The 20034-nt window shown below is 40.2% G+C and carries 19 protein-coding genes; 3 read left to right on the top strand and 16 right to left on the bottom strand.

All coding sequences use genetic code 11. The features are described from left to right. Positions 1 to 100 precede the first annotated feature (100 nt). The 5 genes from DESME_RS07145 to trxB all read right to left on the bottom strand — a co-directional run bounded on the left by DESME_RS07145 (position 101) and on the right by trxB (position 4948). Entirely contained in the window at positions 101 to 379 is a 279-nt protein-coding gene (locus DESME_RS07145) for a ferredoxin family protein (protein ID WP_006715390.1), read from the bottom strand. Further along, the gene (locus DESME_RS07140; RefSeq protein WP_006715391.1) at positions 376 to 1668 is read right to left on the bottom strand and encodes an FAD-dependent oxidoreductase; all 1293 of its coding nucleotides are present in this window, start codon (positions 1666 to 1668) and stop codon (positions 376 to 378) included. The genes DESME_RS07145 and DESME_RS07140 overlap by 4 nt, the downstream gene beginning before the upstream one ends. Before the next feature lie 12 nt (positions 1669 to 1680). Beyond that, positions 1681 to 2961, bottom strand: a complete 1281-nt coding sequence (locus DESME_RS07135) for an electron transfer flavoprotein subunit alpha (protein ID WP_006715392.1) — start codon at positions 2959 to 2961, stop codon at positions 1681 to 1683. Continuing rightward, positions 2961 to 3794: an electron transfer flavoprotein subunit beta/FixA family protein gene (locus tag DESME_RS07130; protein ID WP_006715393.1), complete on the bottom strand. Its 834-nt coding sequence runs from the start codon at positions 3792 to 3794 to the stop codon at positions 2961 to 2963. The genes DESME_RS07135 and DESME_RS07130 overlap by 1 nt, the downstream gene beginning before the upstream one ends. Before the next feature lie 239 nt (positions 3795 to 4033). Then, positions 4034 to 4948, bottom strand: a complete 915-nt coding sequence (gene trxB / locus DESME_RS07125) for a thioredoxin-disulfide reductase (RefSeq protein WP_006715394.1) — start codon at positions 4946 to 4948, stop codon at positions 4034 to 4036. Positions 4949 to 5148: 200 nt separating this feature from the next. Here trxB and DESME_RS07120 point away from each other — a divergent pair, with 200 nt between their 5' ends. Then, on the top strand, positions 5149 to 7917 hold the full coding sequence (locus DESME_RS07120; protein ID WP_006715395.1) for a UPF0182 family membrane protein: 2769 nt from the start codon (positions 5149 to 5151) through the stop codon (positions 7915 to 7917). Between the two features lie 96 nt (positions 7918 to 8013). On the opposite strand, the gene DESME_RS07115 is transcribed toward DESME_RS07120, so the two are convergent. From DESME_RS07115 to DESME_RS07105, 3 genes are all read right to left on the bottom strand, one after another. Continuing rightward, the gene (locus tag DESME_RS07115) at positions 8014 to 9306 is read right to left on the bottom strand and encodes a hypothetical protein (protein ID WP_006715396.1); all 1293 of its coding nucleotides are present in this window, start codon (positions 9304 to 9306) and stop codon (positions 8014 to 8016) included. A 40-nt stretch (positions 9307 to 9346) separates the two neighbouring features. Next, positions 9347 to 10327, bottom strand: a complete 981-nt coding sequence (locus DESME_RS07110) for a phosphodiester glycosidase family protein (protein ID WP_006715397.1) — start codon at positions 10325 to 10327, stop codon at positions 9347 to 9349. A gap of 181 nt (positions 10328 to 10508) precedes the next feature. Then, positions 10509 to 10937, bottom strand: coding sequence for an OsmC family protein (locus DESME_RS07105; protein WP_006715398.1), 429 nt, complete (start codon positions 10935 to 10937; stop codon positions 10509 to 10511). Positions 10938 to 11147: 210 nt separating this feature from the next. Between DESME_RS07105 and gap the strand changes: the two genes are divergently transcribed. Then, positions 11148 to 12152: a type I glyceraldehyde-3-phosphate dehydrogenase gene (gap, locus tag DESME_RS07100; RefSeq protein ID WP_006715399.1), complete on the top strand. Its 1005-nt coding sequence runs from the start codon at positions 11148 to 11150 to the stop codon at positions 12150 to 12152. Positions 12153 to 12196: 44 nt separating this feature from the next. On the opposite strand, the gene DESME_RS07095 is transcribed toward gap, so the two are convergent. From DESME_RS07095 to DESME_RS07065, 7 genes are all read right to left on the bottom strand, one after another. Beyond that, on the bottom strand, positions 12197 to 12769 hold the full coding sequence (locus DESME_RS07095) for an ANTAR domain-containing response regulator (RefSeq protein ID WP_006715400.1): 573 nt from the start codon (positions 12767 to 12769) through the stop codon (positions 12197 to 12199). 11 nt (positions 12770 to 12780) lie between these two features. Next, positions 12781 to 13410: a hypothetical protein gene (locus tag DESME_RS07090; protein WP_006715401.1), complete on the bottom strand. Its 630-nt coding sequence runs from the start codon at positions 13408 to 13410 to the stop codon at positions 12781 to 12783. Between the two features lie 92 nt (positions 13411 to 13502). Beyond that, positions 13503 to 14210, bottom strand: a complete 708-nt coding sequence (locus DESME_RS07085; RefSeq protein ID WP_006715402.1) for a hypothetical protein — start codon at positions 14208 to 14210, stop codon at positions 13503 to 13505. Positions 14211 to 14315: 105 nt separating this feature from the next. Beyond that, positions 14316 to 15038 (bottom strand): phosphatase, encoded by a 723-nt coding sequence (locus DESME_RS07080; RefSeq protein WP_006715403.1) that lies wholly within the window; start codon positions 15036 to 15038, stop codon positions 14316 to 14318. Positions 15039 to 15235: 197 nt separating this feature from the next. After that, complete coding sequence (locus tag DESME_RS07075) at positions 15236 to 15826, bottom strand: hypothetical protein (protein WP_006715404.1); 591 nt, start codon at positions 15824 to 15826, stop codon at positions 15236 to 15238. Positions 15827 to 15907: 81 nt separating this feature from the next. Continuing rightward, positions 15908 to 16726 (bottom strand): ATP-binding protein, encoded by an 819-nt coding sequence (locus tag DESME_RS07070; RefSeq protein WP_006715405.1) that lies wholly within the window; start codon positions 16724 to 16726, stop codon positions 15908 to 15910. Between the two features lie 22 nt (positions 16727 to 16748). Beyond that, positions 16749 to 17495, bottom strand: a complete 747-nt coding sequence (locus DESME_RS07065; protein ID WP_006715406.1) for a DnaD domain-containing protein — start codon at positions 17493 to 17495, stop codon at positions 16749 to 16751. Between the two features lie 240 nt (positions 17496 to 17735). Here DESME_RS07065 and DESME_RS07060 point away from each other — a divergent pair, with 240 nt between their 5' ends. Continuing rightward, a complete protein-coding gene (locus DESME_RS07060) occupies positions 17736 to 18329 on the top strand; it encodes an HD domain-containing protein (RefSeq protein WP_006715407.1) in 594 nt (197 codons plus the stop codon). Positions 18330 to 18341: 12 nt separating this feature from the next. On the opposite strand, the gene DESME_RS07055 is transcribed toward DESME_RS07060, so the two are convergent. After that, a complete protein-coding gene (locus tag DESME_RS07055) occupies positions 18342 to 20018 on the bottom strand; it encodes an MBL fold metallo-hydrolase RNA specificity domain-containing protein (RefSeq protein ID WP_006715408.1) in 1677 nt (558 codons plus the stop codon). Positions 20019 to 20034 lie beyond the last annotated feature (16 nt).

The raw sequence follows: 20034 nt of genomic DNA, 5'->3' as shown, positions 1-20034 counted from the left end.
TTCCTTGAATACAGTCGTATAAACCTACAAGGGGTTGCTACGTTTGAACTTAGAGTTCATAGCGTAACAACCCCATTGCTATTAGCAACAATAAATAGAATCAACCGTTTTTCCAGGATACTCCGAAACCGCCTCGTGGATACTGCCACAGAATATTGTTAGTAGGGCAGGCAATGCGGCAAGTACCACATTCTAAACACCCTTCATATCCTACTGAAATGCGGGTTTCTTCTTCGTCCCAGTCATAAACATGAGCTGGACATACACGAGTACAGGGCTTATCCTGACATTTAAGACATACATCATTATCAGCTATTTTGATATGATTTTGCTTGTCAGTATTAAAGCGCACCAAATATAATTTGTCATCTAATTTCATTTCAGTGCCCTCCAAGCTTTAAAGAGATCTCCAAACATAGCACCTTTTGAACGATGTTCAAAAGCGTTTTTCATAATTTGCTTAAAGACATCACCCTTCGGTGTATCGTTCGCAGTGAAGAACTTATGCATAGCATTTGCAGCTATTTCTGGATATACTTGCAAGAAGTGTGGGTTGCTATCTAATAAAGTCATAAGATTACGGTAGGTATGAAGATCCTTAACCACAAAAGAGTCGCGAAGTCTCTTATCATAAACGCTCATACCTTGGGCACTAATATCTCCTGATTTGATAGCTTCTGCGGCCACTTGACCAGCAACTCGGCCAGAAGTCATGGCTAAATTCGAGCCCTCACGATGTATTCCGTTAACGAGCATTGCTGTATCCCCTGCAACGAGAACACCTTGACGGTACAACTTCGGAATAGATTTATAACCGCCCTCAGGAAGTAAGTGCGCAAGATATTCTTTCGTTTCACCGCCCTGCAGCAACCGCTTAACATAAGGCTTCGCTTTAAGGTTTTCCAAAAGATCATTTGGCGTCCACTTTTTCTCGATAAGTTGGTTAAGAAGAACCCCGACGCCAATCGATATTGAATCTTGATTGGTGTAAATAAAAGCAGTTCCCATCATACCGTCTGTCGAGCCACCAAATAATTCAATCGTCGCCCCTTGCCCTGGCTCGAGGCAGAAGCGGTCTTCAATTTTCTCCTCGGGAAGTTTAATAATTTCTTTAACCGCGACTGCAACTTTATCCGGTTGAAGTTCCTGAGCTAAACCTGCTTTGCGGGCAATAAAATTATTAGCTCCTTCAGCTAAGATTACGACCTTGGCGCCGAGATCTCCCTCAGCACGACCTGTACGTACACCAACTACCAGATCCCCCTTATAAAGGAGATCTTCAACGACCGTCTCAGGAATGATCATGACCCCTGCTTTTTCTGCCTGCTTCGCAAGCCAGCCGTCAAATTTCACCCGAAGTACGCTGTGCGCATTATAAGGTTCTTGACCCCAAGCCGGATTGCGATAAGCGGCAGTGACAATTTCGTCACCGCTTAAAAGTCCATAACGTTGTTCAACAATAGGTCTTTCAAGTGGAGCATCTTTCCAGAACTCAGGAATAACTGCTGCTGTTGCTTCAGTATAAAGCACTCCACCCATTACGTTTTTCGTACCCGGATAATCACCACGTTCAATAACTACAGTTTTCATGCCTGCCTTTGCAGCACTAATTGCGGCAGACAGGCCAGCAGGACCGCCACCGACGACGATCACATCAAAGTTTTCCATGTTTGCCCCTCCTTATTTCGCTGCACCGTTTTGCAGGCGCTTTTTAAATTCAGCTGTTAAGGCAGGCACCACTTGGAGAAGGTCACCAACAATCCCGTAGTTTGCGACATTGAAAATCGCAGCATCTGGATCATTATTAACAGCTATAATATAGTCTGATGTTTGCATTCCAACCAGATGTTGGATTGCACCAGAGATTCCCAAGGCAATATAAACTTTAGGACGTACAGTGACCCCTGTTTGTCCCACTTGTTGATCATGCGAAATCCAACCGGATTCAACAGCACCACGAGTACCCGCTATCGTCCCACCAATCGCATCAGCAAGTTCTTCAACAACAGCCATGTTTTTCTGTGAGCCAACACCGAGTCCGACTGCAACGATAATTTCAGCTTTATCTAAGAAAGCACTCTTTGCTGTAGCAGAGATAAATTCAACTACTTTCGTACGATAATCAGCATCATTAAGTGCTAATTCTTCCCTAACAATAGTCCCTTCGCGTCCCTCAACCCGTTCTGGCATTGCCATAACGCGAGGACGTACAGTTGACATTTGGGGACGATGAGTACGGCATTGAATTGTCGCCATAATGTTTCCACCGAAGGCTGGACGTGTCATTTTTAACAGCTTGGTTTCAGGATCAATCTCTAGAACCGTACAATCCGCAGTTAAGCCTGTCTGCATTTGAGTAGCAACTGCTGGGAAAACGTCACGTCCCATCGAGGTTGCACCGCAAAGGATAATCTCCGGTTGATATTTTCGAACAAGTTTGACAATTGCATCGGCATATGGTTCAGTACGATAATCCTTGAGCACTGAATTATCCGCGATATAAACTTTTTCAGCTCCATAAGCAAATGCTTCGCTGATCACATGCTCTACCTGATAGCCTGTAACCACAGCAGCCAGTTCGCATCCAAGCGCATCTGCAAGCTTTCGTCCTTCACCAAGCAATTCCCAAGATACTCCAGAAACATTTCCATTTAAATATTCAACAATGACCCAAACGCCACTCCAAACATCCCCACCAGCTACCGGTGCAGTTTTTACGACTTTCTTCTCTTGAACCGGTTGTTCTGCTGAGGCTTCAGAAGATTTTGCCTTAGGCTTATCGGCTCGTTCCGGCATGCTGAGTGCATCTCCAGGGCATATTTTAGTACATTTGGTACAATCTTTACATTTTTCCGGATCAACTACGGCTAATCCATCCACCAGATCAAGTGCTTCAAAGGGACATTCTACTGTACATGCACCGCATCCGATACATTTAGCCTTGTCAATAATAACAGCCATTAGATTTTTCCTCCCTTCGCTAGGGGGCGATCTGAAATAATATTTTCTTTAAATAAGGTCTCTACAAGTGCATTTGCAGTACCTGATGGATCTTTAGTACCGTCGATTTTTTCTCCACCGGAACGAACTGGGGGTGCAAAAATACGTACTACACTCGTTGGCGATCCTTTAAGACCCATTTGAGTCGCATCAAACGTTAATGATTGAGCGCTCCAGATTTCAGGTTCATATTTAGCTGCATTCATCATATTCGGCAAAGAGGCGTAACCAAGATCGTTAAGCTCTTTCTCGACGGTAAGAAGCGCAGGCAATTGAGCTTCGACAACCTGACGCCCGCCCTCAGTTTTACGTTCAACTGTAATTGTTGTTTCTGTAATCTCGCGTACCTTAATAGAGTACGTAATTTGAGGAAAACCTAAACGTTGCGCAATTCCGGGACCTGTTTGTGCGGTGTCACCATCAATTGCTTCTTTTCCTGCAAAAACGAGATCGATCGGGTCCTCTTCATGAATTTTTCCAATTGCGTTTGATAGGATATAAGCGGTAGCTAATGAATCAGAGCCACCAAAAGCTCTGTCACTGAGCAAAATTGCTCTATCCGCTCCGAAGGACATCCCTTTTTTCAAAGCTTCGAGGGCTTGCGGGGGCCCCATGCTCACGATGGTAACTTTCCCTCCCACTTTTTCTTTTAGACGAATGGCTTCTTCTAATGCATGTGCATCATAAGGGTTAATAATCGAAGGCACACCTTGGCGCATAAGCGTATTCGTCACGGGATCAATCCGTACTTCGGAAGTATCCGGTACTTGCTTTAAACAGACTACGAAATGCAAACTAGCTCCCTCCTCATCCTTCTGTCTTGATCACTTGTGAACTTCTTCTTAAACGTTAACACAATAAATGATAGTACAAACTTGTGAAAAATACAAGCATTTCTGGCCAGGAAATTCTAATATATTAAAACATTTTGAAATATCTGAAACATAATGTTAAAATTTAGCATTATAGTGTATTGTGAAAATCAAAATAAAAAGCACTGTATTTTACAGTGCCTTTTACTTTAAATGCCTTATTATTTCTGGTGGGCCAAGTATTTTTCGACTTCAACAGCTGCAAGAGCACCATCTCCAACGGCAGTCGCAACTTGACGCAAAGGGGTATCACGAATATCACCTGCGGCAAAAACGCCCTCGATATTCGTTTGGAGAAGATTTCCTGTTTTTATATAGCCCCTCTCTCCGACTTCAAGTTCTCCTTGAATAAATTTATCATTGGGTTCTGTCCCAACATAAACGAATACTCCATCTACAGGCAAGATCGTCGTTTCTTCTGTTTGAAGATTTCGTATTCTTATCCCTTCAACATGGTCAATTCCTAATATTTCTTCGGGAATCGAATTATAAACAAATTTGATTTTAGAATTATTTTTAGCACGTTCTACCGCAATTTGGGCTGCACGAAATTCTGCACGTCGATGAACAATGGTCACCTCATCAGCAAATTTAGTAAGATAAGTTCCTTCTTCTAAAGCTGAGTCACCTCCACCTATCACGACTACTTTTTTACCTCTAAAAAAAGCGCCGTCACAAGTTGCACAGTATGAAACGCCTCGGCCATGAAAAGTATCTTCTCCAGGAATATTCAAAGAACGTGGTTTTGAACCTGCAGCGATGATTACGGTCTTGGACTCTAAAGATTTAGAATCCGTATGGATTTTTTTAACAGATGCTTGAAGTTCAAACGTTTGAACCTCCTCAAATATAAATTCAGCACCATAGGCTTCCGCTTGTTGATGGAATTTATTCATCAGTTCATAGCCGCCGATTCCTTCTGGAAATCCCGGATAATTTTCAATTTTTTCAGTCGATGCAGCCTGTCCTCCAGGCATTCCCATTTCAATAATACCCGTCTTTAATCCACCGCGGGCGGAATAAATTGCAGCGGTCAGTCCTGCTGGACCCGCTCCTATAATTAGGACATCATACATAGCAAACACTCCCAGTTGATAGTTTATACCCCATATGGGTATCTCTAGTATAACATAGTTGCCAAAAAAATAAAGAGGATATATTTACTCCAGCCTTTGATGAAGGTATTTTCATTCCACCAGAAGAATATAAACGTAATTATATTAAAACATTTCAAATTGGGCACAATATCAAGTCTGATATCAAAGGAGGTCTAATTTTGAGCCGTATTATAAGGATTATCGTTGGAGTTGTTTTTCTGATCATATTTTTAACAGCTTCGAGCGGCTTATATGAAGATTGGTTGTGGTTTAAAGATTTGGGCTATGAGCAACTATTTTGGACTCCACTCCTAAGTAAAGCACTTATTCAAATTGTAAATGGGACGATTCTCTTCCTCTTTATTGCAGGGACACTCTTCTCGATTCGTCATTCTATTTTGACCTTTGTTACCGAAAAGCTGAGAAATCGCCTTCGAGTAGTACATGAAATGGACCGTCCAGTTTATCATTTAAGCCAAAAACGTGTCACGATATGGCTACTTGTTATTTCCGCTTTGGTCAGTTTCGGAGTAAGTTTTATCGCAGGATTTACGGGTTGGCTGGAAGTTCTTTCTTTTATAAAATATACCCCTTTTGGTCAAGAGGACCCTGTCTTTGGAAAGAATTTAGGCTTCTACTTTTTCCAATTACCCTTTCTTCAAACGATTTATAACGCTTTCTATGGCCCCTTTTTTATTCTTACTTTTTTCACTACGCTATTTTATACAGTAACTGGTGTTTTACATTTTCACACTTTAAAATTTTGGAAACGAGATGCTATAGGTATTAGTTCTGTAGCACGGCGTCATCTCGCTTTATTATTTTCTGTGCTGTTTGTTCTTAGAGCATTTGGCTACTATTTAGATAAGTATCAACTCCTCTATTCACAGCACGGCCATGTGGTCGGTGCAGGCTATACTGATTTAACGGCTAATTTACCCGTCTTAAACTTTCTTGTCGTATTAAGCAATCTCGGCTTTCTGGCCGCCTTCTTTGCTCTCTTTTTACATGAAGTAAGACTCTTAACTGTTCCTCTTGTCTCCCTCATTGTCGCCGGCTCCCTTCTCTATGGAGTGTATCCTACTTTGATCCAGTTTTTTATCGTCATACCGAATGAATTAGCAAAGGAAACCCCATATATTCAAAATGAAATTGCGATGACCCGTTTTGGCTATGGTTTGGATTTAATTCAAGAGCAGAATTATCAAGGGGATGTACCATTGACATCTCTAGTCCTCAATAACGAACAAGCCACCCTGAACAATATTCGTCTCAATGATCCCCGTCCCTTACTCAAAACTTTTACTCAAAAGCAGGGAATCAGACTTTATTATAAGTTCAATGATATTGACATTGATCGCTATCCCATCGAGGGAGAGAATCGACAAGTTATGCTTTCTGCTCGAGAACTATCCACTGACGATTTGGATAGCAATGCTAAGACATTTGTTAATCTTCGTTTTAAATATACTCACGGTTATGGAGTTGCTGCCTCTTTTGCCAATGAAGTTACCACTGAAGGCCTTCCAAGTTTCGCGATTAAGGATGTTCCGCCAAACACAGTGCACCCTGAGTTTTATCTTAAAGAACCGCGTATTTATTATGGAGAATTGACCAATGATTGGGTGGTTGTAAACACTACTATCAAAGAATTTGATTATCCGCAAGGGAATATGAACGCAGAGAGCAACTATGAGGGCATAACGGGAATTCATTTAACTCCATTTAATAAATTAATGCTTTCACTCAAACATGGAACCGCTCGCTTCTATTTGGCCAATGAAGTCAACTTCCAAAGTCGGATCTTATTACATCGAAACATCATAGAACGTGTCCAAAAACTTGCCCCTTTTCTAAAATACGACCCTGATCCTTATCTTATCATCGATCAAGGACGCCTCAAATGGATTATCGACGCTTATACTACATCAAATGCCTTACCTTACTCAAGTAACTATACTAATTCTAATCTTAATCTAAATTACATCCGCAATTCCGTTAAAATCGTGGTTGATGCTTATGATGGAACTGTTGATTTTTACGCTATCAGTCCTCAGGAACCCATTTTACAAACCTATCAGAAAATATTTCCGGGAGTATTCAAAAGTTTATCCCAGATGCCCCCAAGCCTAAAATCTCACTTGCGTTATCCAGAAACTTTATTTACCATTCAAAGCAATATGCTAAAGAACTTTCATATGACTGACCCTACAGTATTTTACAACAAAGAGGACGCTTGGGATATCTCTAAAGAACTTTTCAGTTCTCAACCTCATGACATTGATCCTTATTATACGATACTCCAAATTCCCGGCACCGGACAATCCGAGTACGTTTTAATGTTACCGTTTACTCCCGCTTCTAGTAGTACTAACACACGCAATAATATGATCGCCTGGATGGCAGCCCGCATGGATGATGATCATTACGGAGAACTCCTTTTGTATAAACTTCCGAAAAACACCGAGGTCGATGGACCTCTCCAAGTCGAATCAAGGATCGACCAAGATCCTGATATTTCGGAACAACTAGCGCTTTGGAATCAACAAGGTTCGAATGTTATCCGAGGTAATCTTCTGGTATTACCTGTTCAAGGAAACTTCATTTATATCGAACCTATTTACCTGCAAGCTACTCAAGGTGGAAGCATTCCTGAAATGAAGCGGGTAATCATGGTCTATGAAGATAAGCTGGTCATGACAGAAACCTTGGGAGAGGCTCTAACGCAAATTTTTGGACCAGATGTTCCTCAACTGAAAGCAGGCAACAGTGTCTCAACACCCGTTTCGATGCAAACTCCAGCTCTCGCTGCGAATTCCTCGACCATGGGACCTGTTGATGTCGCAAATATTTTAGAGCAAATGAACCAACTTCGAGGAATCTTAGATCAACTGGAAACCCAATTGAAGTCTTTACAACCTGAACCCTCATCTGGTACTGATCCATAAATGAACTGATAAATGCATCAAAAGACAAAAGGGACATTCCCAGAAATAAAACCTTCCAGGGATGACCCTTTTTAATGATTATTGCCGTCTCACAAGTCACTCAAGAGGTTTAAGCTCAATATCCGTTGTATTTCCATTAGGAGTAAGTTCTACAAGTTCTGCACCATCTTGGGAGATAAAATTCTCTTTTCCTGATAAGTTTACTTGCTTTTGTTGACCATCACTTTGAATGATATTGGCTATTTGATTAGAGTAAATCACAATCTGTTTATTTATACCAATAATAACTTTAGAATTTTCGAAGGGGATTGATCCTTCCCACACCGTCTTAAATTCTAGCTTTGCAGAATCTGCGTTCTCAGCTGCTGCGCGAATTTGGACAAGATTATTACCCTCAATCTTACCAAGATAAAGGGTACCCTCCCGATTTCCGAGAATTGTCTCCTTTTCATCGTCAGAAATAGTTTGGCGTTTCGAACCCTCAAGCGCTTGAATCGTCTTTAATTTTCCAATTTTGCTTTCAATATAAAGCGTTCCAAATTTATCAGAAGCAGCAGTTTCTGTAATAACTTCAGCTGAACGATTTAAATTTCTTACATTTTTCATAACATCAATTTCCATCAGTTGAAGATTTGTGCCACTCTTAATGGTCAGATACATTAGATTAGTAAACGTTGAGACGACCATATTGGTAATTTTTCCGCCAGTAGGGAAACTATTGATACTCTCATTAAATCGATCATCTGGCTGAGTCGTCGTGTCACTACTCTCTGGTAATTCTAACGTATAAAGATCGGTTATTTGAGGATTATTATAGCGTGTAACTACTCGCTGCTGTTGAGCAGGTTTTGTAGGTACTGTAGAAGCTTGATGCGGATCCTCTGTCTTAATCGTATTAGAATTTGTAGCTTGCGTCGAAGGATTGGATTGTGTACGGGCAGTATTTTGAGTACCTGAACTCTCAGACGTAGTTGATTGCGAGTTTGGTGTAGGGTCCACCGGTACAACTTCAGTCGTCACAGGATTAGGATTCTTTCGAGCATAAAAGTAAATTAAAGTATTTCGATCTGGCAACCATTGAAAATAGAGAACTCCTAAATTCTTGTCATTACCTGGTGCTGCTTTTGAGAATATCTGCTTTTCTTGTTCGAGGTTGTAAACCTTCAGCACACCATCATCTTCATAGGCGATATAATCCTTAGCATAGGAAATCTGCATATTTTCAAAGGACTTACCTGGAATATTCGTTTTTAAAGTGCGAACAACCACCTGTGTTTCGGGTGGAGTCATCACTTTTTCAATTTGACGATTTAACAAATAATAAGTTGGAATTTGTAGCATTAAGGACACGAGGGTCCAGCTCACGATCATTCGAAGCTTTTTTTTCACGAGTGTTTCCCCTTTTCAATTCCTTCTTTACCTCAGAGGGTTATTTTGGCAACACAACAAAAGCTGTTGGAAGATAACGTTCTCCAAATACATTCCAGAGTTTGTTCATGACCTTACCATTATAAACCATCTCAGAAGAAGATCCACCATCTAAATTAACCGCATTCACGGCATCATACTCGATAAAGACGTTCATCATATCGCGTAAAGTTGCGCCAATACTCCAAGTAGGTTGTCGACCATCAATTACTACAAAGATTATTGTCCCATCCGCTTTTTGGCCGATACCAGTTCGTGGAGCTATCCCCCACCCTCCGTCTCCAGAAACTACAGGTTGACCATTAACCACAAGATTGGGTCCGAAAGTTACGGCTTCTAGAATGTTGTTATGAGCAATTTGATCGGCTGACATATCCCCAATTGTCAATTGGCCTTTCTTATCAAGCGCTATTAGATTGACTTGATTATTATCGACATTGTTGTGAACAATATCTCCATTATGAACTGTTAGCCCATCAGGAAAAGCTCCATTTCCTTTTCCATTGAGGTCATAGAAGCCCCCCGCGTTAATTGCAGCAACAGCATTGGTATCCTTAACGAAATCACTCAATCGTTCACCAGCAACTCCAATTTCCTGAGTCACTGCAACCTTGATCCGCGTCGGATCTTTAATGAGCATCACTTTTCCTTTGAAATTCTGACCCTTTATATCCTCAATCGTTATACCTGAGGATGGATCATTCATCACTTGAGCGGTCTCAACATTTAGACCCGTTGATGCACCAGCAGAATCATACGTATGCATGATTTCACTAATTTTTTCTTCAGAAAGAAAAAGTTGAACAACCTGCGGATGTCGAGAAGTTGCAATAGAGCCAACCGCCATTACTTTTATCGCTTCGAAGGGTCCCCAAAAAACAATAAAGGGAGCGAGGATAGTTACGCAAACAAGATTAAATGCAATAAAGGAAATAATCATCTTCCAACGGATTTTTTGAGTCCTCATTTTCCTTTTTTTCATATTAAATTCCTTTTCTCCTCTATTTCTTGATATAAATAGTTTATTCTTAAATCTACTCAAAAAAACAAGCCGCCTTGATATGAGTGCGGCCTTCATTTTCAACATCGATACACATTAGTATAGCAAATGAGCTATATTCATTCAATAGTTCATAATTATCAAATTCCCTTCATTTTGGCCTTCATTTTGGGTTGATTTCCAATTTGTACGTTAAATTAGCAACTTTGTCAATCATGTTGGCAACGCTACAGTATTTTTCCACGGATAAATCAATAGCTCGCTTTAAATTTTGTTGAACATGCTCCTCTTCAAGCCCTTCGCCCCAAAATTGATATTCAACTTCGATATCCGTAAAAACCCTTGGATGCTCAGCTGCTCGGTCGCCCTGGACGGTAATTTCAAAGCGTTGATAGTGAATACGCATTTTCTCCAAAATGGATACAACATCCATACCACTACAACCTGCTATAGCCATGAGTACCATTTCCATCGGGCTCGATCCTATACCACTTCCACCGTTCGTTACACTTGAATCGATTTGGGTACGGATTTTTGATTGTCCTTCTCCTTCAAAATGCATTCCTTTAATATTTCTAACTTTAACTTGCATTTTCAAATCCTCCTTGACGTTAATAGCTTTAGTTTACCTCATTTAGACTCGAATAAAAAGTTTGTATAATCAAAAAAATCAGTCCTAAAGTATGTCACAATAAAATCACTTAAGGAATAAAGTAATGCATAAAAAATAATTGTGTCATACTCAAAAAAATGCTAAGATATCTATGCAAGAAATACCACTAAAAGAAAAGGGGTGCGATCATTGGCAATTCGTGTTGGTATTAACGGATTTGGTCGAATCGGAAGGAATGTTCTTAGAGTAGCAAGTGGGCGCAAGGATGTAGAAATTGTGGCAGTTAATAACCGAACTTCAGGGGAAATCCTCCCCCACTTACTTAAATATGATTCTGTTCATGGTGTTTTCCCTGGAAAAATTGAATATACTGAGGGCGGCTTTCTAATCAATGATCACCTGATTAAGGTTGTTTCTCATACTGATCCCGCTGATATTCCCTGGGGAGACCTAGGAGTTGATGTTGTTATTGAAGCCAGTGGAAAATTCAATAATGGCCCCGCATGTAGAAAGCATCTTAAAAATGGAGCGAAGAAGGTCGTCATAAGTGCTCCTGGCAAGGAGGAAGATATCACCATCGTCATGGGAGTCAATGAAAAAACTTATGACCCCATGATCCATCATGTGATTTCAAATGCATCCTGTACTACAAACTGCTTAGCTCCCGTGGCTAAAGTACTGAATGAAACCTTTCACATTAAACGGGGATTCATGACGACAGTTCACTCCTATACTAATGATCAAAAGATATTAGACGTATCGCATAAAGATTTTCGCCGTGCAAGAGCTGCTGGTATGAATATTATCCCTACGACTACGGGTGCAGCTAAAGCTGTTTCTTTAGTCCTCCCAGAACTAGCAGGAAAACTCAACGGATTCGCAATGAGAGTCCCTACTCCCAACGTTTCTGTAGTGGATTTAGTCGTTGAAATTGAAAAAGCTACCACCAAAGAAGAGGTAAATGCTGTTTTTAGAGATGCAAGTCGTGGCGCTCTGGAGGGCATCCTGGATTATACAGAGCTTCCGCTTGTCTCCAGTGACTTTAATGGCAGTTCCGTTTCTACAACAGTAGACGGATTATCCACTATGGTTATGGAAGATAATTTATTAAAAGTTCTTGCCTGGTATGATAATGAATGGGGATATTCCTGCCGAGTTGTAGACTTAGTTGAATGGGTTGGAAATCAATTATAGTCCTATCCTAATAGTACAAAAAAAGAGCCATCGGGCTCTTTTTTTTATTCTGGTAACCAGTTTCCTTTAATTATTTCCATGGCGACAGAATATAAAGTTTTTCTTTTCGACATCGCATATTGTTGCATCTTTCGATAAGCTGTTTTTTCGTCATATCCTTTTTCTTGTATAAGCATAAGGAGGGCTTGATAATGAACTTTACGTAATTTTAGATCATTCTCTAAACGAGTAATTTTCTTAAGCGTTTCTTGTTCTTGTAAAAAAAGGTGTTCGATATAGAGAACGCCTGTTATTAAATCAAATGCGCGAAGAGGTTGAACAAGTACATAATGTGGGTTTAATTTTACAATTTCAGGCAAGGCACTTATATCCTCTTGTGAGATGACGACCATAACAGGACAAAGTCTTTGCGAAACAATATTTTGCAATAAATCAAAAGTACTCAGGCCAAGAATGTTCCAAGTCATTATGACTAAGTCAGGTTCAAAGCGGTGAAGGAGACGTAAACCCTCAATTCCATTGGACGTCGTAGCAATCGCCTGGTAATCTGCCAAAGGAATTATTGTTTTAAGTTCTGATATTTGTCGTGAATTTCCGATTATTAAGGCTCGTTTCATAATAGATGTGACTACTTAGCTGCCGAACTCAGCTGTTCCTCAGAACTAAAGTCTTGTTCTTGAGGTTGTTTGCTAAGTCGTTTATCTCTATTTTCTTCCTTCAGTTCTTTCCATGGTAATGGGAAGGTTAAAATTATGAGAGCTAATCCTCCGATGCTTAACATATAATATTGAATAGAAAGCAAGAAAAACAACCAAGGTATCAATGATTTAGGCGTGCCGATTGCATAAGCATAAGGTTGCACCGACTGCCATGTTGTATTCTCACGTTCCCACATTGCAAGACCATCGAAGTCAACAGAGTTTATGAGTTGGCGTGTATTTTCATAATAATAATCCGTTGAGGAAGAATAAATAAACCCTTTAGTCGTATAGATTTTATCAATTTCTACAGGTGCACCTGTAACAGCTGCTTTTGTATATGTTCTTTCAATTCTTAAAACGTCATTAGATTCAACATTTACGGGTCCCTTTTGCGTAATTACAGTATAGAGAGCGCGGTCAACCGCTTCAATATTAATAGCTTGAACTTCCAAAGCTCGAACACCTATTACAGAAAAAAGGGTAAGAGCTATACAGCAATAAATTATTAACGCAGCTATTTGCTCTCTACCATATGGTTTTTGTAGTCGTAATTGCATGAAACGTTGCACGTCCTTTTACTTTAACTTGATTTTCTCTACATTATTTTAACACCCTGCTCATTGTACTATAAATTGTTATGACGAACAAATTAATTAGAGCTAAAATATTTACCAAAACGGCTGAGAATCTGCAACAATTCTTCTGAACTAAATTTTAGGGATGAATTTGACTGATCACCCTGTTTAGGTAAAGGTTTTGCACCTGTTGTTTCTGGAGCTACAACTGTACGCACAAATATTGTTCCAAGCAAGGTTAAAATTAATATTGGCAATGCACCTCGTAAACCAGGAAAGGCAATCAAAGGAACAAGAATCCAAAGATTTGGAGAATAAAGATTATTAGTATAATCTGAAGTTATATATACAGAAACGACTAAAGGCGCCTCTGGAGGCAGTGGTGAAATAAACCCTCGAGAGCCAGCAGGAAAACCTAATGAAGATACCGCTCTGTTAGAGGAACCTGTAGATAAGGAAGTTGATGGTGTAGAATCTTTTTCATTTACGTTGAGAATTTCCAAAAATTCTTGCAATTCATTGATAGGCATTTCGATGATTTGTTGATTTGCCAAATCCCAAATCGGAATTGACTCGAGTTTGAAAATATACTTTGCTAACAACAAAAAAAATTCGGCACCAATTAATACGCCTGCCGAGGAAAAGATATGGCCTGTCAATAGAGGCTGTCTATAGGCCAAACCTGGACTACCTTCTGCACTACTAAGGGGCACGGAGATAAAAATCCCCATATTGATGGGGGTAAATGATCCTTGATCAATGGAAGGATTCCCAGAATTCATATATTTTCCCTCCTTCCTCTAATTGATGTTTGAGTTAAACTACGTTTCATCTATGACAATATATGGATATATCAAGAAGAGTGTGCTAGAAGGTAATCTACCGATTTAACATCTATGTCTTCTCCGTTGCTCGAGATAAGATAAAATCCGACTTGGTGAATAATTTAAGATCTGTTCTTCTCTTATCCCAGCCTCTGCAGCCAGCTCGAGCGCAAGGTCTAATCCTCCCACTCGATCCCAAAAGTGTGCATCGCTTCCTAAAACAATTGGGCAGCCATATTTTGCAGCGTTGCGGGCAAAATAATGACAGTTGCTCCAAGCGCCACCCTTCTCAGAACTCAAGGAACTATTGTTGATTTCCACGGGTACTCCTAACTGTGCAGATGTATAAGCAATTTTTTCCAAATCCATTGCAAACTCTGGACGTCCAGGATGTACCATAACATCGATAAACGGATTTGACATCGCTTTTAAATATGCTTCAGTGTTCTGTTCAGAGTTTCCGCCAGGATAACAGATCACATGCAGACCAACTAAAACTATGCTCATTTGTTTTAAGTAACGGAGAGGAATATCCAATTCACCTTCATGACTGGTTATATTTGCTTCAACCCCTGGCAGGATTCGAACTCCGGAGAGCATCTGAGGAATAATTGAAAAATTACCATAGTAATATAAATCGGGTGCCCCGGGCATGCTTGGGCCATGGTCTGTCATCCCGAGAAGTTTTATTCCTCTGCGCGCGGCAGCAGAAACATTTTCAGAGAGTGTACTATAGGCATGCCCGCTAGCTATTGTATGGGTATGTAAATCTGCTAAAATTTCCAAGGTAACTACACCTCCTTGAATATTATAACCCTGGAATTAAGTTAACTATGCTTGCACTTATGCTATCTGTAACAAAATCTATATATTTGGTCAGTAAAAAATAAAACCCCGCACCCGTTATATGATATGCTCCCTGTCAAGGGGAGCATATCAGTATGACGGTTACGAGATTATGATTGATCTTCAATAGCACAGGATTAGTTACTTTTGGCTGCAGAGTTAGCGGACTTAGGAGCTTTCGCGGCTGTATCCACATTAAAATAGAATGTTGCTTCGGTGACCTGATTCACTCCTCCAGCTGCATTTGGTTTTACCCTTAAGGTAATTTTATGTTGTCCTGCAGTTGCGCTTTTCCCTTGAGCATCTCCTAATGCTTTCACTTGGCGAAAAGCTACACGGGCTGTTGCACCAGGTTCAAGGGAAGGAAGATTTCCGAGCTTGCTTACCTTTTGCTTCTCATCCCCAATGAGAGAAACTTCTAATTCGACCGGAATGTTAGACATTGTTTGTCCCGTTGTATTTTGGACAGTTACAATAAAATCAAACGTTTTACTCGTGATGACTTGACTCCCTTTCAGTGTTACGGAACCGTACGTTAAATCTTGTGTGAGGGAAGCTGGTTCTACGGCCAATCCTAACATTTTCACCTCAGGAACCATGTTCGTCTTTGTTGTACTCGCGTTAGCTGTTTTCCAAAGCGTCACTCCAGCGATCCCAATGAAGCAAATCAACAGTGCGCTCAGGGTCAGAGTTAAATATTTACGATTGATCGCAATAATTTTGGCCATGACTAGCCACCTCCATAAATTATTCTCTTAGAAAAAAGTATGCATGTCCTTGTCAGACATGCATACTTTAAGAAAATATTTTTATCTTTTTTCACGCTCTTGATATTTAATCCACCGAATATCCTGATCAACATTGAGTCTAAAAATACGACTAGATTGAATTAGTCTTGAAGTTGTACGAGCGCCAAGATGCTCTTCCATATCCTCGAGGGGAAGATTGCTTGTAATTACGGTGGGTAATTCTTCGTTTAATCGATAGTTAATAATTGAATATATTCGATTACGGGTCCATTCTGTATAATTATGCGCTCCTAGATCATCTAGAATAAGAATAGGGATTTCCCGAGCAGTATCTAAAAGATCAATTTCATTTGCTTCTGATTTATAGGTTGCTCTTAATTCATCGAGAAGATCTGGAACAACAAGAAATAATACCTGCTTTTCCTTTTCCATTAAAGCGTTCGCTATCGAGGCGGCTAAAAAGGTCTTACCAGACCCAACCGGACCTGTAAAAAGGATTCCTAATCCATGTTTGTCTTGTAAGCATTGACGCACAAATTCTTGGGCAGCTAAAAGTGCTTTTTTAGCATTTTCAAAATAGGTACGATCCTGAGAATTTAAAGATCGGTAGTATTCCTGGCGAAAGTTTTCGAATCGGCAATTGATCAATCCCCTAGCCATGCGTGCGTGACGAAATTGATTTTCCATTTTTTTTTGTTGCATACAGGAACATGGATAAGCAACATCATCTTGAACAATAATTCCCCGATCATAGCAGATCGGGCATTTGAACTCTGACTTTGTAAGCGGTGAAGCTGACTCGGAAATCTGGGCTGTCTCCCTCCGCTTTTTTAGATCGGCAAGATAGTCATCTTGCATAAGCTCTTTAAGACTTTTCACGTTCTTCCTCCTCTCTTAGAAGTTAGAGATAAAAGTTCTCATATTTATCCGGCTGAATTTTTCGCACGGTTTTTGCCTTAGTTTTTCCTTTACTTTCTTGACGCGTTTGAAAGTAAACATCATCAGCTTCTACTTCAGCTCGTGTGCGAAGGCCCTTCTTTTCCCACTCTCTTAAAATGGAGTCGATATACCGAAAGTTGCGAATTCCAGCACTGACCCCCCTCTTTAACGCTTCTAAAATCATTTCTTCCGTGAACTGTGTAGCTCGCCAATCACGGATAAAGTTACATTCAATTTCCGTCAAAGGACGAGCTAACTCTTGTTCAAAAGCACGCATTAAATGTTCTAAGGAAGGGTCTGAATAGGATTGACCTTGGTTAGCCTGTTTTTGTTCTTCTTCAAATTGTTTAACCTGCTCAATAGCCCAGCATTCAGCTAATTCATCAATCAGTCCTACGAAATTATACCCATTATACCAGACTTTATCCGTAGAATCCCAGCGCCTTTCGATGTCCAAGAAACTTTGTTTAGTTAGATTAGCAAGAATCCTTTCCACATGAGCCAGCTCAAGATTCATTCGTTGAGCAATGTCTTCAGGATTCAAAACCTTCGATGTATCAGCTTCCCCAAAGATATGAATAATAAGCATCGCTTCTTCGTTGCTCAATCCTAATTTAGAATAATGCGAGAGAAAGTACTTTGGAACAGAGACCGTGTTTGAAAAGAAAAGAGCTTGCATAAAACTCCCATATACATTGACTTTAGACATCTAATTCACTCCTCAAAGACTGTAGCGATCAGCAAAATTTACAAAGAGCACCTAATTGAAATTCGGTATCTATTACACTAATCCTTTCGATTAAAAGCGATTTATGACGATAATTATGAAGAACGCAAAAAAATGCCCTCGTTTTGCAATATACACGAGATTTATTTTCTAAATTTTGGGAGGTATTTTGTGTTCCTTTAGCGTATAACTTCAAAGAAGGTTAACGAGGAGGTTTGTCACATGAGTCAAAGAGAAGACATATTACATATTTTCGAAAAATCTGGAGCTCACTCTGCATGGGGCCTCAAACATTGTACCAGGGTCTATCTTTTGAGTAAAGACCTCTCCCAGCACTTGTCTCTTGATGAAGAAATCCTATATATAGCTTCCATGCTCCATGATACAGGAAGATATCCAGCATATGCACGGCCTAATATGGATCATACTCTCCGTTCGAAAGGAGTAGCAAGTAATCTCTTACAACGCATGGCCTTTCCTTCCACTAAAATTCCAATCGTCCTTGAAGCAATTGAAACGCATATGTATTATTCCGAACCGGGTCGAAGCGATGAAGCCATTTATCTAAGAGATGCCGATATCTTAGATAATTTAGGAAATATTGGACTGATGAAGTTATTCAGCTTGATCGGGCATGATGATTTAATACGAACACCTGAAGATGCACTTGAACGAGCTCGGACCTTTGCTGAAGCATTACCTAATAAAGTCTATACTAAAGCAGGACGACGTCTAGCTGTAAAACGTAGAGAAGAAATGTTAAGATTTCTCTCAGGAATTAAGCGACAATCGTCCGACTTCGCTGCAATATTGTAAGAAAATTTTATTCTAATGTTTCTTCGGCTGTTGATCATCCAACCAACGAGAAATAGCATCTAATTGTGCGAGGACCTGATCTAAATGATGCGTTCTTTGTCCCTGATCGATTAATGCTTTTAATTTATGTCGTAAGCGAAGATAAGCCCTATTAACCAGTGCTTGAGAAACTCTACGTTCAGACTTATTTGGAGAAAGCGTTGGAGATTTATCTTCTGGAGGATTGACATTGGGAGAAGCAACTGGTAGAGAGCGCAACCAGGGATAGTCAGGTAAAATACGCTCCATGTTTTCTGCTTTAAAAGAGAAGGTTTCACCAAGTTGTGGGATCATTGGTTTCTTACCGAACTTCTTCTCGACAAGCTCAGAAAATACGTTTTGTGAGTCAAGTTCGCCATGCACCAAAATAATTTTTTCAGCTTGAGTACCTAAACATGCAAGCCAATCCATCAATTCCGCTTGATCCGCGTGCGCAGAAAAACCCTCGATCCTCATAATCCGCGCCCGAACTGCGACCTTTTCACCATGAATTGTGACTTCATCAGCCCCTTCAATAATTCGCCGTCCTAAAGTACCCTCTGCCTGATAACCAACAAAAAGGACTGTGGCGTTTTCACGCCAAAGATTATGTTTTAAATGATGTTTAATCCGCCCTGCGTCAGCCATACCACTGGCTGCAATAATAATGGCTCCACCTTCAATCTCATTCAAGTCCATCGAGTCTTCTGTTGTTTGACTAAAATGAAGGTTTGACATCATGAGCGGACTATCACCCTTAGTAAGAAGGGCCTGCGTTTCAGCATCAAAATGAGCAGAATTTGTTTGAAAAATTTTTGTTGCAGAAATAGCGAGAGGGCTATCAACATAGATGGGCAGAATTGGGATTTCATTTGATGTCTGAAGTTCGTGAATATAATATAAAAGATCTTGAGTTCTCTCAATTGCAAAGGCAGGGATAATCAGATTTCCCCCTAACTTATGAGAAGAACGGATGACATTAGCTAACTGTTCAGTTCGGTTAGCTTTTTCATTATGCAAGCGTGCACCATAGGTTGTTTCCATGACGACAATATCCGCATCACTAAGGATCTGAGGGTTCTGAATATAAGGTTGATTCTGATTACCAATATCCCCAGAAAAGACGATTTTTTTATGGAAGCCCGGTTCTTCAACTTCAAGAAAGATGTGAGCAGATCCGAGAATATGTCCCGCATCATAGAGTGTGAAAGATACTCCTGGGGCTAATTCGATTGTGTCTTGATAATTAACAGGTTGAAAAAAGCGAATAGCTTCGAGAGCCTCATCTGAGGTATAGATAGGAGTTAATAATTCTAAACCAGCACGTTTACGTTTGCGATTGAGACGTTCAACTTCCATTTCTTGAATATGTCCACTATCTGGAAGCATAACTGAGCAGAGTTTAACCGTCTCCAATGTCGTCCAGATTTTCCCTTTAAAGCCGTATTTAATTAGCTTGGGAATAAGTCCGGAGTGATCGGTATGTGCATGAGTTAAAATCAAAGCATCAATATCAGCTGGGTTATACGGAAAATCATTGTAGTTCAGTTCTTTAAGCGTTTTGTTTCCTTGAAATAACCCACAATCTATGAGGAGTCGGAATCCATTCAGTTCAATCAGATAAGATGAGCCCGTGACAACTTGAGCAGCGCCGAAAAAACTAATCTTCATCAATAAATAATCCTCC

This window comes from Desulfitobacterium metallireducens DSM 15288, assembly GCF_000231405.2.
Classification (GTDB): Bacteria; Bacillota; Desulfitobacteriia; order Desulfitobacteriales; family Desulfitobacteriaceae; genus Desulfitobacterium_A; species Desulfitobacterium_A metallireducens.
The sequence above is the reverse complement of the archived record's forward strand: the minus strand, read 5'-3'. Positions and strand labels throughout refer to the sequence as shown.